This is a genomic window from Peterkaempfera podocarpi (assembly GCF_042466665.1).
In the GTDB taxonomy this organism is placed as follows: domain Bacteria; phylum Actinomycetota; class Actinomycetes; order Streptomycetales; family Streptomycetaceae; genus Peterkaempfera; species Peterkaempfera podocarpi.
Genome location: NZ_CP162102.1, coordinates 7,704,437 through 7,719,677, shown reverse-complemented (window position 1 = coordinate 7,719,677; position 15,241 = coordinate 7,704,437). Strand labels below are relative to the sequence as shown.

Annotated in this window: 9 protein-coding genes and 1 pseudogene; 4 read left to right on the top strand and 6 right to left on the bottom strand. The window is 71.6% G+C overall.

Annotation, left to right across the window (positions count from 1 at the left end):
• Nucleotides 1-161: 161 nt before the first annotated feature.
• Together AB0761_RS33770 and AB0761_RS33765 are read right to left on the bottom strand one after the other, a co-directional pair.
• Nucleotides 162-685: pseudogene (locus AB0761_RS33770) on the bottom strand (AAA family ATPase).
• 124 nt (nucleotides 686-809) lie between these two features.
• The gene (locus AB0761_RS33765; protein ID WP_377273054.1) at nucleotides 810-1,730 is read right to left on the bottom strand and encodes a glyoxalase; all 921 of its coding nucleotides are present in this window, start codon (nucleotides 1,728-1,730) and stop codon (nucleotides 810-812) included.
• Between the two features lie 999 nt (nucleotides 1,731-2,729).
• Here AB0761_RS33765 and AB0761_RS33760 point away from each other — a divergent pair.
• Both AB0761_RS33760 and AB0761_RS33755 read left to right on the top strand, forming a co-directional pair.
• Nucleotides 2,730-4,640 carry an amidohydrolase gene (locus tag AB0761_RS33760; RefSeq protein WP_377273053.1) on the top strand — a complete coding sequence of 637 codons (1,911 nt, stop codon included), beginning with the start codon at nucleotides 2,730-2,732 and terminating at the stop codon, nucleotides 4,638-4,640.
• An 89-nt stretch (nucleotides 4,641-4,729) separates the two neighbouring features.
• On the top strand, nucleotides 4,730-5,392 hold the full coding sequence (locus AB0761_RS33755) for a hydrolase (RefSeq protein ID WP_377273052.1): 663 nt from the start codon (nucleotides 4,730-4,732) through the stop codon (nucleotides 5,390-5,392).
• Between the two features lie 229 nt (nucleotides 5,393-5,621).
• Here the strand turns inward: AB0761_RS33755 and AB0761_RS33750 are convergent, their stop codons facing one another.
• Nucleotides 5,622-6,323 (bottom strand): YoaK family protein, encoded by a 702-nt coding sequence (locus AB0761_RS33750; RefSeq protein WP_377273051.1) that lies wholly within the window; start codon nucleotides 6,321-6,323, stop codon nucleotides 5,622-5,624.
• A 248-nt stretch (nucleotides 6,324-6,571) separates the two neighbouring features.
• Between AB0761_RS33750 and AB0761_RS33745 the strand changes: the two genes are divergently transcribed.
• Complete coding sequence (locus AB0761_RS33745) at nucleotides 6,572-7,663, top strand: hypothetical protein (RefSeq protein WP_377273050.1); 1,092 nt, start codon at nucleotides 6,572-6,574, stop codon at nucleotides 7,661-7,663.
• 95 nt (nucleotides 7,664-7,758) lie between these two features.
• Here AB0761_RS33745 and AB0761_RS33740 read toward each other — a convergent pair whose 3' ends face one another.
• Nucleotides 7,759-8,367: a TetR/AcrR family transcriptional regulator gene (locus AB0761_RS33740; protein ID WP_377273049.1), complete on the bottom strand. Its 609-nt coding sequence runs from the start codon at nucleotides 8,365-8,367 to the stop codon at nucleotides 7,759-7,761.
• Nucleotides 8,368-8,488: 121 nt separating this feature from the next.
• Here AB0761_RS33740 and AB0761_RS33735 point away from each other — a divergent pair, with 121 nt between their 5' ends.
• Entirely contained in the window at nucleotides 8,489-9,259 is a 771-nt protein-coding gene (locus AB0761_RS33735) for an SDR family NAD(P)-dependent oxidoreductase (protein WP_377273048.1), read from the top strand.
• A 254-nt stretch (nucleotides 9,260-9,513) separates the two neighbouring features.
• Here AB0761_RS33735 and AB0761_RS33730 read toward each other — a convergent pair whose 3' ends face one another.
• On the bottom strand, nucleotides 9,514-12,981 hold the full coding sequence (locus AB0761_RS33730) for a phosphodiester glycosidase family protein (RefSeq protein ID WP_377273047.1): 3,468 nt from the start codon (nucleotides 12,979-12,981) through the stop codon (nucleotides 9,514-9,516).
• A 168-nt stretch (nucleotides 12,982-13,149) separates the two neighbouring features.
• On the bottom strand, nucleotides 13,150-15,177 hold the full coding sequence (locus tag AB0761_RS33725) for a phosphocholine-specific phospholipase C (protein WP_377273046.1): 2,028 nt from the start codon (nucleotides 15,175-15,177) through the stop codon (nucleotides 13,150-13,152).
• Nucleotides 15,178-15,241: the final 64 nt, after the last annotated feature.

Genomic DNA, 15,241 nt, shown 5'->3' with positions numbered 1-15,241 from the left:
GGCCGTGGCTGCCGCCGGGGACGGCGGCCGTTCTCCGACCGGACGGATTCGCAAGCCGCCGAGCCCGGCCGCCTCTCGAAGCGTGCTGCCGACCGGTGGCGGAGCCGCCCGGGGCTGCTTCTGAGGAAGACCCGGCTCGGAGGCCAAGGTTGGCCGGACGATCACGCGAGTGACGGCCACCGATCGGTAGCCCACTCCAGCCAGCCCGACCACCCAGGAGGCGGACCTCCAACCCCATGGCCCTCGAGTTCCGCGACATCGGGCTCCTCGAACAGCGTCCTCCAGTGCACGAGATCTGTCTCGCTCATCGCGAAGGTCTGATCAGGGGTGGTCAACTGGCGATGGGCGACCCGAGCACGTTGGGTCTCATGGTCCACCGGCACATACACAAGCTGAAAGGACGCGCCCACAGACATCACCAACCAGCGGATCGCGGATCTCTCGTCACGAGACCAGCATCCGAAATCCAGGACCACGTTGGTCCCAACCTGAGCGCCTCCAGACCAAGCCAGAGCAGCCGTCCTTCCAGCACATCGCGCTTCCCCTCCGGCTGCGGGTCGCCGAACAGCGGGATCATCCACTCATCCGGCGTCAGCCGCAGAGCGCTGTGCTCCTTGGCCAGCTGCCGGGCTCTCGTGGTCTTTCCGGCCCCTGGCAGGCCGACCGTCAGGAACAACGTCGTCACGCCCAGATCTTGTCACGAAGGCCAAGTGGGAGGACGACTGTTCTCGCTCGCTGAAGCGGGAAGCCACGGAGGTGTCGCGTCAGGGGCACGGACCGAATCCTCGGCATTCATGCCGAGGAGCGCGTCAACTCTCTCCGTCGTGGATCTCGGCGACATAGCCGCCGGGGAACTTCACCACTGCGCTGTCGCGCCCCGCCGCACGACGGGGGCCCCAGAGGACCACCGCCCCGGCCGCCCTGGCCCGGGTGAGCGTGGCCGCCAGGTCTTCCACCTGGTATCCGGTGACTTCCCGCCCGAACGGGTAGGGCAGGTGCCCGTCGGTCACCATGACCAGGGTCCTGCCGAAGGGGGACGAGAGGCTGATCCTGCGGTAGGTCCTGCCGGGCAGGCCGATGGCGCCCGCGTCCGCGTTCCTGTCGTCGGACACCACCGACCCGCCGGTGAACGCCAGATAGGAGCTCAGGAAGGCGTCGGCCGCATCGGCCGGGACATAGACCCGGTTCTCCGGGATCGTCGCAAGCGGCTTGTACGACGGCGCCTTGGTGTGCCAGTAGAGCTGGGTGTTGACTCCGCCGGGGAACTGGATCACCGCGTCCCGGCCGATGGGGTCGGCGAACGGGGCGACCAGGATGTACGCCCCGCTGGCCCGTGCGCGGCGGACACCGGCGTCCAAGCCCTTGACCAGCCAGCCGGTCCTCTCCGCGCCGAACGGGTACGGAATCGGCGTCCGGAAGTCGAAGACCGACAGGGTGCCGACCGGCGAGAAGACGAGTTCGGATGTGGTCTCGCTGGGCGTGGGCGTGACATCGACGACCGAGGCCGCGGTGCTGGTACCGCCGAAGGTGGCCTTCCAGGCGGCGGTGAACGCGGCCGTCATGCCGTGCTCGACATACACATGTGCGGTGTCGTACTGCGGGCCGACCGCGATCTGACTCCGGGTGCCCGCGCCGCGGGGACTTTCCGCGGAGGTGGAGGCCGCGGGGACGACCAACGCCCCGGCGGCCAGTGCCGCGGGGACCAACCAGGCTGGAGCGCGGACTTTCATGGGGAACTCCTCCGGGCCCGGGAGGCCGTCGAACGATTCTTGGTGGGAGCGGCGCTCGGTGCGCGGCGGTCGGTGGTCGTCGTCCTCCGGCGCCGGTGGCGACCCGGCGTCGTTCTCGGCGTGGTCTTCGGCGTGGTCTCCGGCGTGGTCTCCGACGTCCGCGACGGGAGCCCGTTCCCGGCCTCTTCCGGCCCGGCGCCCGGCGCGACGGCGCCCCAACGAGGCTGCGCGGCAGCTGCGCCCGGTCTCTGCGCCGTGGATCCGCACTCTCGCAGAGCGTAAGCACAGGCGTTCGGCGATGCACCCCGAGGCGGCCCGACCGCCCCGGGGCCGTACAGCGAACCGCCCCGCCCAGCCGCTTGCCGGGACATCTGTGACCGTGCGGTCCCGGACCGGCCTCCCGAGCCGCCGAACGACGACGCCCTGCTGCTCGCCCGCCCCCACGGATCCGGCCGGTGGGCAGCTGCCGACCCGGCACCTGCCCATCCGGTGCCGCGGGACATTGCGGTCGAGTGGCACCTCTCAGCGCCAGGACTAGCATCCCATTGGGGACGCTATGCCCGTTTTTGGTATGTCGTGCGCCGATGCTGCGCTCCACGATGCCGATCCGATGTCGACCGGAGGACCGATGGTCTCCTTGCCGAGCGACGCCGCCTTGCCGAGCGACGCCGACGCACTGCAGCGGCCTCCGGATACCCGGCGATCCGCCGGACCACCCGGCACGGCGCGCAGCCGCACGTCCCGGCAGCCGGGTACTCCGGCCGACAGGCGCGGATGCCCCGGCGGAGGCTGCCGGCCCGGCAGGGCGACGCGTCCGCGGTCCGGACCCCTTCCGTCAGGGCGGCTGCGACTGCCCGCCGCCATCGACCCGTCGGCCCGCACCGGGACCGGGCACCCCCGCTGTCCCGGCGCGCACGGTCTGTCCCGTCCTGGACTCCTCGGACAACCGACCGCAGCGGCAGCCGGTTCCGCCGCGGCCGCAACCCCCCGGAGATACACATGATCAACGCCATGCCGGTCGACGGCATCGCCCCGGATCCCAGTGCCCGGGAACCGGCCGACCTGGTCATCCGCAACGGCCGCGTGCACACCGGGGACGCCGCCCGGCCGGCCGCCGCCGCTCTGGCGGTCCGGGACGGCCGTATCGTCGCCGTCGGCGACGACCAGGACATCGCCGGTTTCGTCGGGACCGGCACCCGGGTGGTCGACGCACTCAACCGCAGGGTGATCCCCGGGCTGAACGACTCCCATCTGCATGTCATCCGAGGGGGACTGAACTACCTGCTCGAGTTGCGCTGGGACGGCGTCCCCTCGCTGCGCACGGCCCTGTGGATGCTGCGCGAACAGGCCGGACGGACGCCCAAGGGCCAGTGGGTGCGGGTGGTGGGCGGCTGGACCGGAGAACAGTTCGCCGAACGGCGCCTCCCCACCGTGGCCGAACTGAACGCCGCAGCCCCGGACACCCCCGTCTTCGTACTGCACCTCTACCAGTCGGCCATCCTCAACCGGGCCGCCCTCAAGGCAGCCGGCATCACCAAGGACAGCGTCCCGCCCCCAGGCGGACAGATCGTCCGCGGCCACTCGGGGGAGCCCACCGGACTGCTGCTGGCCGCCCCCGCCGCAAGTCTGCTCTACGCCACCCTCGCCAAAGGGCCGAAGCTGGACGACCAGCAACAGCTCGACTCCACCCGGCACTTCCTCTCCGAACTCAACCGGCTCGGCCTGACCAGCGCCATCGACGCCGGCGGCGGGTTCCAGAACTTCCCCGAGAACTACGGGGCCGTGATGAAACTCGCCGAGCAGGGCCTGCTGAACCTGCGTATCGCCTACCACCTCTTCCCGCAGACCCCCGGCCAGGAACTGGACGACCTGCGGCGGTGGATCGGCATGGTCCGGCCCGGCGACGGCGACGAGTGGCTGCGGCTGAACGGCGCCGGGGAGAACCTCGCCTGGTCGCCAGCCGACTACGAGAACTTCACCGAACCCCGCCCGCTGCGGCCGGAACACGCCGACAGCGAACTGGAGGCGGCGGTGCGCCTGCTGCTCGACAACGGCTGGGGTTTCCGTCTGCACGCCACCTACGACGAGACCATCCGCGCCAACCTCGACGTCTTCGACAAGGTGGCCGCGGACGGCGGCTTCCCCCGCGGGGTCCCCTGGTTCTTCGACCACGCCGAGACGGTGTCCGAGGCCAGCCTCGACCGGATCGCCGCCATGGGCGGCGCCCTGTCGATCCAGAACCGGATGATGTTCCAGGGCAGCGCCTTCGCCGACCGCTACGGCGCGGCCCGGGCGGCCGACACCCCGCCCATCGGCACGATGCGCTCCCGGGGCCTGCTGGTCGCAGCCGGCACCGACGCCACGCGTGTCTCCAGTTACAACCCCTGGCTGTCCCTGGAGTGGCTGCTGCGCGGCCGTACCATCGGCGGCCGCCTCCTGGCGTCCACCGAGAACCGCGTCGACCGGGCCACCGCGCTGCACATGTACACCGCGGCCGGCGCCCGGCTCACCGGGGAGGGCGATGTCAAGGGCGTCCTCAGGGAGGGCTGCTACGCCGACCTCGCCGTGCTGTCGGAGGACTACTTCTCGATCCCCGAGGAGGACATCTCACACATCGAGTCGCTGCTGACCGTCGTCGGCGGGCGCATCGTCCACGCCGCCGGCGAGTTCGAAGGCCTGGCCGCGCCGCTGCCGGCGGTGGAACCGGCCTGGAGCCCGGTGGCCCACTTCGGCGGGTACCACCGCACCATGTTCCCCAGTCCCCCGTCCGGTGTGTACCAGGCGCAGGCGCTGGTCGAAGCCGCCGCCGCGTCCGAGGAGCACCGTCAGTGGCGCATCGTCCGCGGCTTCGCCGACGACGACGGCGCCTCTTCCGCCAACGAGATCTTCGACCCCTGCTTCGTTCTGTGACAGCGCCGCCGCGAGGCCCGCCGGCGAGGCCGGCGAGCCGCAGCGGTGCCGCTCCTCCGCCCGACGTCCCGACCGGAAGGCAGACCACCATGCTGAACACCGCCAAGGCCAAGGCCGACCCCGCCACCTCCCTGCTGAACCCTCAGGACTGCGTCGTGCTGCTGGTGGACCACCAGCCGCAGATGTTCTTCGGCACCACCAGCACCGACCGGGAGGGGATCATCAACTCCGCGATCGGCCTGGCGAAGGCCGCCAAGGTCTTCGATGTGCCGGTCGTCCTCACCACCGTCGCCGCCAAGAGCTTCTCCGGCCCGCTGCTCGCCCCGCTGGCGGAGCTCTTCCCCGGGAACACCCCCATCGACCGCACCACCATGAACTGCTGGGAGGACCAGCGGGTGGTCGACGCCGTCAAGGCGACCGGCCGCACCCGGATCGTGATGGCGGGCCTGTGGACCGAGGTGTGCATCGCGCTCGCCTCGCTGTCCGCACTGGAACAGGGCTACCGGGTCTATGTCGCCACCGACGCCTGCGGTGGCGTGTCGGTCGAGGCCCATGAGAATGCCGTCCGCCGTATGGTGCAGAACGGCATCGTCCCCACCACCTGGCTGACGACCATGCTCGAGTGGCAGCGCGACTGGGGCCGCATCCGGACCTATGACGCCGTCAACAAGGTTGTCCAGGACCACGCCGGAGCGTACGGCCAGGGCGTGGCCTATGCCCACGCGATGGTCCGCGAGCCCGTGGCGGGCTGACCCGGCCCGGCTCCGAGTGCTGTCCGGTGGCGCCGGGGCCCGCGTCCCGCACCGCCTCGCTCGCGGACGCGGGTCGCGATCCCCACCGAGAGGTGCGGGCACAGGTCCCGGCCCGCCATCGGGTACGCAGGCACAGAGCCGTGCTCACCCACCGGCTCTGCGGCCGGGGACCCGCCGTGGATGCACTGCGGTGACGAGCCCGGCGGCGGGTGGAGCCGCGGCTGCGGAGCTACTCGCCGGAGTCAGGGGTCCGCTGCAGTGCCATGGCCATGGCCGCCACGACGACGGCGCTGACCAGCAGCGGCCAGCCGAGGCCGTGGTGGAGCACCAGCAGGGCGCCGACCACTCCCCCGGCGAGCATGGCCACCACCGCGCCGGTGCGGCGCCCGACGCGCGGGTTGGTGCCGCCCGCGAGCGAGGAGTCGAAAGCGAGGCCGGTGACCGTCAGGGTGAGCACAGTGGTGGTCAGGTCGGGGATCGCCAGTTTGCGCACCGTTCCATTGCGCATGCCCATGGCCACCGCCGTCAGCACGATCAGCCAGTAGCGGGCCCCGGACGGGACCGCGAACGCCACGGCCGAGGCCGCCAGCAGCAGCACCGCCTCCACCACGAGCGCCGCACGGACCCACTGGTGACGTGGACGCCGCCCCATGGCCAGCGACAGGCGCCCCGCGGCGATGGCTCCGGTGACAAAGGCACCGAGCGAGACCACGGAGGCGACCAGGGAGAAGCCCGGAGCCCCGGCCACCGCAAAGGCGATGATCACCACATTGCCGGTCATGTTCGCGGTGAAGACATGTCCCAGTCCGAGATAGCTGATCGCGTCGATGAGTCCGCTCACCGCCGTCAGGACGGTGAGTACGGCGGGCAGCGGAACGCCGCGGACCTGCTTCTCTCCCGGGCCCTGGCCGCCCGGATTGCCCCTGTCCACGGTGGAACTCCTCACACGACAGCGATACGCGGCCCGGCCGCCGGACACCGCTGATCCTGCCGGGTGCACCGGCGGATAGGTGGGGAGTGCGACCGGCGCGCGCCCGTGTTGCGGCGCACGGGGGACGCCCGGGGGGCGCCCCAGGCCCGTACTCCGTGATCAACCGGGCCGGGCGTGCCGGGCGGTTCGCGCGGGGCGTGCGGCAGTATGGTTGCCGTGCGCTGTGCCTGTGCTCAGAGGGAGGAGCGGTGCCTCTGCTGACCGGCATCATCGGGGCGCTGATCGTCCTGGGGACCTTCTCGTCCGTGCTGCGCACGCTGGTGATCGCGCGGCCGACCCACTCCAGCTTCACGCGAGTGCTGCACAGAGCGGTGGAGGTCCCTTTCCAGTTCCTCGCGGACCGCTGTCGCACCTTTGAGGCCAAGGACCATGCGCTGACCCCGGTGGCGGCGGTGTCCATCCTGTTCCACCTGGTGGGCTGGCTGGCCGCCTTCTGGGTGGGCTATGCGCTGCTCCAGGCGGCGGTCAGCGGCTTCGGGGCGCTGGACGCACTGCGGGAGACGGGGGTCGCCCTCTTCACGCTCGGCTTCGCCAGCAGCCGTCGTGTGGCGCTGACCGGGGTGGACTTCATTGCGGCCGCGACCGGGCCGATCGTCATCGGGCTCCAGATCGGCTATCTGCCGACGCTGTACAGCGCGTACTCCCGGCGGGAGATCGAGGTGACGATGCTTCAGGCGCGGGCCGGCAGTCCGCCCTGGGGGCCGGAGATCCTGGCCCGCTATGCGCAGGTGGGGCTCACCGACAACCTCAGGGAGCTGTTCGCGAACTGGGAGCGCTGGGCGGCTGAGGTCAGCGAGAGCCACACCAGCTATGTCATCCTCAGCCGCTTCCGGTCGCCACGGCCGGACCGCCACTGGATCGTCTCGCTGCTGTCGGTGATGGACGCCGCCGCCATGCAACTCGCACTCAACCCCGGCCGCGCGCCGGGCGAGGCCCGGCTGGCACTGCGCGCCGGCTTTGTCTGCCTGCGGGACATCGCCGACATCTGGCGTATCGCCTACGACCCCGATCCCTCACCGGACACTCCCATCCGGCTGGCCTATGAGGACTTCGCGGCGGCCGTCGCCCACGCCACCGCGAACGGCTACTCCATCGAACGCACCCCGGAGGAGGCCTGGCCGCAGTTCCGGGGCTGGCGCGTCAACTACGAACAGCTCGCCCAACGCTTCGCCTACCTCCTCGACGTCGTCCCTGCACCCTGGTCCGGCCCACGCCGCACCCTCGCGGAGACGGTCACGCCCGTCACCCCGGTCGACCGCAAACCCGGCGTCCCGCACTGACGTCCCCGCACTGACGGCCCCGCACTGACGGCCCCGGGGGGCCGTCGAGCCGCTCCCGGCTGCAACCACTTCGGCGCAGGCCCGGATGCCGACGCTCACGTCGCCGCAGGAGTGGCGCCGCGCAGCGCCGTGATCCCCTCGTCGAGTGCCGCACGGAGGTGGGTGGACCGGCCGGTGGAGAGCAGGATCGACACCCCGCCCTGGACTCCGGCCAGCAGCGCTGCCGCGGCCCGGTCGACGTCGAGCGAGGCGGCGACATGCCCGGCGGCCTGCATCGCCCGGATCCCGGTCGCCAAGTGCTCCTGCCACTGGCGCAGCAGCTCGATCACGATCGCCCGTGCGCCCGGCGTGTTGCGGCCGATCTGCAGGAACAGCGAACCGAGCGGGCACTGGTCGCCCTGTTCCTCATAGCGCTCGACGACCGTGTCACGCCACTGGTACCAGTCCTCCCATGACTCCAGGCGGCCCAGGTAGGGCTGCTGGTCGCTCAGCACCTGGTCGGCCTCGAACTGCGCGACGGCGAGCAGCAGTTCGTCCTTGCCGTCGGGGAAGTAGTGGAAGAGCTGGCTCTTGCTCGTGCGGGTCCGGGCCAGGATGTCGTCGAGCGTCGCCGCCGCCACGCCCTTCTCCCGCAGCACCTCCGCGGCACCCTGGATGATCCGGCCACGTGTCGCCCGGCCCTTGGCCGTCAACGCTGCACGCATCGTGCGCCTCCCTACTGGACCGGCCAGTCCACCCTAGTCGGATTGGACTTGCAGGTCCATTTTTCGATGTCCACCATCGAGCTCAGAAGTCCTGTGGAAACTGATGGGAGCTGTTCGGATCATGAGCAACCGCCTGGAGCACAAGAGCGCCCTGGTGACCGGCGCCACCAGCAACATCGGCCGTGCGATCGCCCTGGCCTTCGCCGCTGAAGGCGCCCACGTCGCCGTGTCCGGCCGCAGCCGCAAGCGCGGCGAGGAGGTCGTCGCCGCGATTCGCGCCGCGGGGGGCAAGGCCGACTTCCTGCCCGCGGATCTCAACGGCGGCGCCGCGGCCTCCCGCGCCCTCGCCGAGGAGGCTGCCGCCGTCCTGGGCGGGCGCATCGACATCCTGGTCAACAATGCCGGCATCTACCCGAGTCCCACCACGCCCGGCACCGACGAGGAGACGTTCGACCGGATCTACGCGGTCAACGTCAAGGCGCCGTTCTTCCTGACCGCCGCGGTGGCCCCGGCGATGATCGCGGCCGGTGGTGGCACGGTGATCAACCTGGGCTCGTGGATCGCCCGGCTCGGCATCCCGATCGGCGCCGTGTACAGCTCCTCCAAGGGGGCGATGGAGGTGCTGACCCGTGCCTGGGCGGCGGAGTTCGGTCCCCGGGGCGTCCGCGTCAACGCCATCTCCCCCGGCGTGGTCCACACGCCGATCCCGGCCGGGGCCGACGCCCACCCCGGCGACATCATGATGAAGGGCACCCCGGCCGGCACCTTCGGGCTTCCGGAGGCGATCGCCCGGGCAGCGGTCTACCTCGCCTCGGACGAGGCGAGCTTTGTGCACGGCACCGTCCTCGACGTGGACGGCGGACGCACCGGCGTCGCCGTCGTCGCCGCCTGACGCCGAGCCCAAGTACCAGCCTGTGCTGCGGCATCGCCGGCCCGGTGCCGACGGGCCCCCGCGGCACTCGGCCTGGTCCCCGGCGGCGCCACACCCTCGCTGATCGCAAGCGCCGATCGGCCACCACCGGCCGACGCCCGCCCCTCGGTGATCAGGTCACGGCACGGGCGCCGGGCCGGGAAACCCCGGCCCGGCGCCCGTGCCAGGTGCTCACATCAGCCCGCCGGTGCGGTGGTCGCTGGAATCCGCCGACGTCATACGACCGTGACCGCCGCCGAGGTGCTGAGGCCGCCCGCAGTCACGGTCACGGTGATCTGCCCGGGGCGCACCCCGGTCAGGGTGGCGGACGTCAGGTCCAGCACGGCCACCGTGGTGGAGCGCCGCCTGGCCGCCTTCACCTCGGACGCGGACTTCGCGACCGCGAGGCCGGACCCGCCCCAGCTGACGCTGGCCGGGAAGCGCAGCGGGAACCGGAGGCCGAACTCGCTTGTGGCGCCCGTGGCGGAGACCGCGGCCGAGGCGCCCACTGCGAGCTGCTGGGGCACGGCGAGAGCGATCCCGTCGATCAGCGGCCGGCTCTCGGCCTGCAGCCAGTCGCGGGTTTCCGGACTGGGCCGGCCGGCCCTTACGCGGGCGGGTCGCGGATCGACGCCGATGTGCATCCAGCCGAAGAACCCGCCCTGGTCGGGAGAGCTGTACGGCGTCTTGCCCACCGCCGGTGTGGTGACCTCCAGCACCCCGTCGGAGCGGGTGACCGCCGCCGTGTGCGCATGGCCGGTGAAGAGCGCGATCGGCTTGCCTGACGTCTCCCGGAAGTCCGCCAGCCACCGTGTGAAGAGGTCGGCCTCCAGCTGGTCCGACAGCTGTGACGCACCGGCCCCGGACGGGTCCTGCAGGGGGTGGTGGAAGGAGACCACCACACCGTTGACCGACGGGTCCTTCGCCGCCTTGGCCAACTCGGACTGCAGCAGCGGAACCTGGTCCCAGTCGGAGGTGCGCATGTCGCCGGTGTGGGAGTCCAGCAGGATGAACCGCGTGCCCTTGTGGTCGAAGACCTGCCGGTTGGGCCGGCCGGTCATGCTGAGGAAGGCGTCCAGTCCTCCGGTCGCCGCCAGCCCGGCCTCGTGGTTGCCCGGTGTCCAGTACACCGGCAGGTCGTCCGGCACATGGTCGCGCAGCAGTCCGTTGGCGAGCTCGAAGTCCGCGGGACTGTTGTTGTCGACGAAGTCGCCGTTGATGAGGACGAAGTCGGGCCTGCTCGCCACGGCCTGCTCCAGCGCCGCCACGGCCTGCCGCCCTGAGAAGGAGTCCAGACCGGCTGCCGCGCTGACGTGCAGGTCGGACAGGACGGCGAAGGTCCACCGGCGATCCGGCAGACCGCCCTGCTCGACCACATAGGGATCCGGCTGGGGAGGTTCCGCGGACCCCGGCTGCTGCCCGACCTGTGCAGCCAGCCCGTCGAACTGCAGTTGGCCGGCGTTCTTGTTGGTCTGCGACGTCTCCGCGATGTAGAGCCGCAGCAGGGTGAGCGGCTCCGAGAAACCGGCGGGGATGTCGCCGACCACCCGCCGCCAGCCCGTCCAGTCGACGGTGGTGGCGAAGGTGAACGGCACATTGGTGGTGCCCTGCGAGAACACCATGGCGCGCAGCCAGTGGTTCCGGCCGTCACCGTTGACCCACAGCGCGAGCTTCCTGGTCCCGGCGGGCAGGGTGATCGGCCCGGAACCGGCCACCGCGTATGCCGCCGAGGTGCTGGACTGCCCGGTGAAGTCATAGGTGAGCCGCAGGGCGTGGTTGTCCGCGGGGGCGCCGGGCCGGTCCGGGGCCGTGACGACCTCGACCGAGGCGGTGCCGCGGGCGGCGACCGCGGTCCAGAGTTCGCCCGGCTCGAACTCGGCGAGCGGGACGTCGACCAGTCCCACCGTCACGGGCAGCTTCGCCGTCACGCCCTGCACCGTCGCCGTGATGGTGGTGGACCTGCCGCCGGCGTCCGCCCTGCCGGTGAGGTCGAAGCCGCCGTCGGCGCCGGCCGATGCGGTGATCACGGTCCGGTCGTAGTCGAGCGTCACATCGCGCGGTGCCACCGCGGCGCTGAATCCGTCCGCGTCGCTCCCGGTGAGCCCGACGCTCACCGTCGCGCCGGGGTCGATGGTGACCGACCGCTGGGTGAACGCCAGCCGGTGCAGCTCGCCGAGGACGCGCAGTCCGTGCTCGCCGGCGGCGGAGCCGGAACGGGCACGCAGCACCCCCGCCCCCGGTCTTCCGGCGCGGAAGACGCCGTCGCTCGCGGTGCCCAGCGAACCCGGCTCGGCCGTCCACGTGACCTGGTGCCCGCCGACCGGCGCCGGCGCCCAGCTCTCGTCGTAGCCGGCGACCGCGATGTCCAGGGTGAGTCCGGGCACCACCCGGTCGGACTGCGGACGCACATCCAGACCCCGCAGGCGCCCCGACCCGGGTCGGGCGAACAGGCCTACGCCGTTGGGCACGGGCCGTTCGCTGCCGTCCGAGGGCGTGTTGACGACGCCGACCCCGGCGTCGCCGGGCCTGCGGGCGACCAGTTCGGTGGAGCCGCCGCCGTCGAGCATGAACGCATCGGTGGCGCCGAGGCGCACCAGGAGTGCGGCCATGTCGTCGAAGCCGAGCCCGGCGGAGAAGTTGGCGGATCCGTCGACGGCGACGAGCAGCAGTCGGTGCCCGCCGTTCAGCCAGCCGATCGCCGTACGGGGTTTGGGCGCGTCATTGCCGGTGTCGGGCGGGAAGTCGATCGCGGTGCCATTCCTGACCAGCACCGACCCGCTGCCGAGAGCCATCCGCAGGGTGGACGCGGCGTCGCTCTGCGGGGCGAAGGCCACGCTCACGGTGTCGCCCGGCCGGGCGGTGGCGAGCTGGGAGGCGGCGGCGCCGCGACCGACCACCACCATTCCGTCGTCCGGTACGCCGGTGTCGGTGAGCTGCCCGTTGACAGCGGTCACCCTGCCGCCGGACACGACCAGTTCGGTGTAGGGGCCCGGGTCCTGGATGAGCGTGCGGTGCCCCGAGCCCCACAGCGGGGTGAATACCGCGATGCCGTCTGCGGGCACCGCGGCGGAGTTGAGTGCGGCGAGGGGACGTGAGGTACCGGCCACCGTCACCGCACCTGTGATCACCAGGTCGGCGAGCCGGGCGACCCGGTCCGCGCCGACGGCTGCGACGGTGGCGGGCCGGCTGGTGCCCTTGCGCAGCCGGCCGTCCTGGATCTCCGGCCCCTCGGCTGCGAAGGTCTCCGTGATGTCGAAGTAGTCCCCGTTGACGGCGGCGACGGCATGCTGGGCATCCGTGGCCCGCGCCAGTGGGCGGGCCTCGCTCACCTTGTCGGCGATCAGGTCCACGGTGACCGACTCGGTGCCCAGGTCGGCGTTGAGTACGTGGACCCGCATCCATCCCGTACGGCCGAAGATGTCGAACGAGGTGAGGGCGATCCCGGGTGCCACGGGGCGGTCCACCCGGTTGCTCTCGACCGACTCCCCGGCAACGGCCACCTGGTACTTGGGGGGCCTGTACGCCGTGAACTCCGCCCGGGTGGGGACGCCAGGGGCGGGTGGCCTCCCGGTCTGTCCGGAGCCGGCCAGCGCTCCTGGGGAGGCGACGGCGGTGCCTCCGGTCGCGGCGATCCCGGCGGCCACGGCGCCCACGATGAGCCCGCGACGGGTCAGCTCGGAAGCGCCGCTGTGCTGCATGTCCATGGCGATCAGGCTATCGGTTCGTACCGACGCCGATATGAACCTCAAGGCAACACCGGATGGAGGGAACCGCCGCGGCCACGGCCCCGGCCCGGCGGCCCGCGGTCGGGGCGCCGGTGCAGCGCCCCGCTCCGGAGGGCCGTCCCGGAGCGGGGCGAGGGGCTGCTGGCGTCAGCCGCTGATGCTTCCGGCGCCGGTCTCGATGTGGCCGGTGAACCGCTGCGACCAGCCGGCGTCGGTGTTCACGGTGACGGTGAAGTCGTACCAGCCGTTGGTCAGCGCCACGGCGTTGAAGTAGTCCTGGGTGCTGCCGCCGGCCGGGACGGTGTAGGTCCAGGTGCCGGTGCGGTACTGGTTGGCCGTGATGGTGAAGGTCACCGGGGCGGTGGAGCTGTTGCTCATCCGGAACCAGACCGCCTGCTTGCCCGTGTCCGGGGCGGCGGCGTAGGAGCTGCCGACGGAGACGTCCTTGCCGGCCGTGGTGGCGTTGCCGATGAAGCGCCGCAGAAAGCGGTTGGGGCCGGCCATGGTGATGTCGTACTTGCCGTCGCCGTAGCCGGAGCCGATGTTGAAGTAGTCGGTGCCGGTCCCGCCGGCGTCGATGGTGTACTGCCAGGGGACCCTGCTGCGATAGGCGTTGGGATGGATCGACAGGTGCACGGCGTTGGTCGCCGGTGTGCCCTGGTTGGCCATCTGGAACCAGGCCAGGATCTTGCCGCCGGCGTCGAACTCCAGGCGGTCCAGATAGCCGTTGGGCTGGTAGGGCAGCGCCCGGGCGGGTTTGGTGCCGGGCTCCTGCGCAGGCAGTGCGTTGCTGGTCGGGACGGGGTTGGGCAGCGGGGCGCAGGTGCTCATGCCGATCACCGAGGTGGCGGGCAGTGCGGGCAGGCCCAGGACGGGGCTGGTGAAGTCGAAGACGCCGGTCAGGTCGCCGGCCACCTTGCGGCGCCAGGCGCTGATGTTGGGGCAGGTGGCGGGTGTGCCGAGGGCTGCTGTCCAGCGCTCCAGGAAGCGGATGACCGAGGTGTGGTCGAAGACCTCGGAGCTGACCCAGCCGCCGCGGGTCCACGGTGAGACCACGATCATCGGTACCCGGAAGCCGAAGCCGATCGGGGTGCTGCCGAGGACCTCGCCCGCGGTGCCGGCCGGTGCCACCGGCGGCGGGACATGGTCGAAGTAGCCGTCGTTCTCGTCGTAGTTGAGGAACAGGGCGGTGGAGTTGAGAACGCCGGGGTCGGCGTTCAGCGCCTGGAGGACCTGGCTGATGAAGTGCGCCCCGTCGCCCGGGGTGGCGTAGGGGTGCTCGGAGACGGCCTGGTTGGGGACGATCCAGGAGACCTGGGGCAGTGTTCCGGCCAGCACGTCGGCCTTGATCGCGGCGACGATGTCATCGGGGGTGGAGCCGGTGGCGGCGGGCACCGAGGCCATGCCGCGGTCGTGCAGCGGGGTGCCGGCGGCAGCCTTGGTGAACTGGGTGAAGTAGGCGAGGCCGTTGTCGCCGTAGTTGTCGTTGGCGTTCTGGTAGACCTTCCAGCTGACGCCGGCGTTCTGCAGGGCCTCGGCGTAGGTCTGCCAGGTGAGTCCGGACTCGTCGCCGCCGTCCTTGCTGGTGGCGTCGATCTTTCCGCTCCACAGGAAGGTCCGGTTGGGGCCGGTGGCGCTCAGCGTCGAGCAGAAGTAGCCGTCGCAGATGGTGTAGGCGTCGGCCAGGGCGTAGTGGAACGGTATGTCGCCGCGGTTGAGGTACCCCAGGGAGCGCACATTGCCCACGCCGGAGACCCAGCTGTCCAGCTGCCCCTGGTTCCAGGCGGCGTGCTGCGAGCTCCAGCTGTGTGGCAGGTCGCCGTTGCACTGCGCGAGGGTCTCCGGGGTGGCGCCGCCGGCGGCGGGCGTGGCGCTCAGCTGCCACGGGTACTGCCGACCGGATCCATTGGGCTGGTTGAAGACGCTCTGACCGCCGTTGAGGGTGATCGCACCGCGGTCGCCGAATCCCCGCACCCCCTTGAGGGTGCCGAAGTAGTGGTCGAAACTGCGGTTCTCCTGCATCAGCACGACCACATGCTTCACATCCGTGATGGTCCCGCTGGTGGCCGCCGCGGCCTTCGACGCCGCGCCCAGCTGGATCCCGGGTGCGACGACGGCCCCTGCCGCCGTTCCGGCCGACAGTGCGACGAACTGCCTGCGACTGATCCCTGCCATCTGCTGACTCCTTGAGGGTGGGTGGCCCGACCGGGCGGCCGGATCGCGGCCCCCGGGCGGGTGG

Excerpts from the sequence above, each read along its gene's own strand:
- AB0761_RS33765 (WP_377273054.1), bottom strand. The coding sequence starts at position 1,730 with ATGAAAGTCCGCGCTCCAGCCTGGTTGGTCCCCGCGGCACTGGCCGCC.
- AB0761_RS33760 (WP_377273053.1), top strand. The coding sequence starts at position 2,730 with ATGATCAACGCCATGCCGGTCGACGGCATCGCCCCGGATCCCAGTGCC.
- AB0761_RS33755 (WP_377273052.1), top strand. The coding sequence starts at position 4,730 with ATGCTGAACACCGCCAAGGCCAAGGCCGACCCCGCCACCTCCCTGCTG.
- AB0761_RS33740 (WP_377273049.1), bottom strand. The coding sequence starts at position 8,367 with ATGCGTGCAGCGTTGACGGCCAAGGGCCGGGCGACACGTGGCCGGATC.
- AB0761_RS33735 (WP_377273048.1), top strand. The coding sequence starts at position 8,489 with ATGAGCAACCGCCTGGAGCACAAGAGCGCCCTGGTGACCGGCGCCACC.
- AB0761_RS33730 (WP_377273047.1), bottom strand. The coding sequence starts at position 12,981 with ATGGACATGCAGCACAGCGGCGCTTCCGAGCTGACCCGTCGCGGGCTC.
- AB0761_RS33725 (WP_377273046.1), bottom strand. The coding sequence starts at position 15,177 with ATGGCAGGGATCAGTCGCAGGCAGTTCGTCGCACTGTCGGCCGGAACG.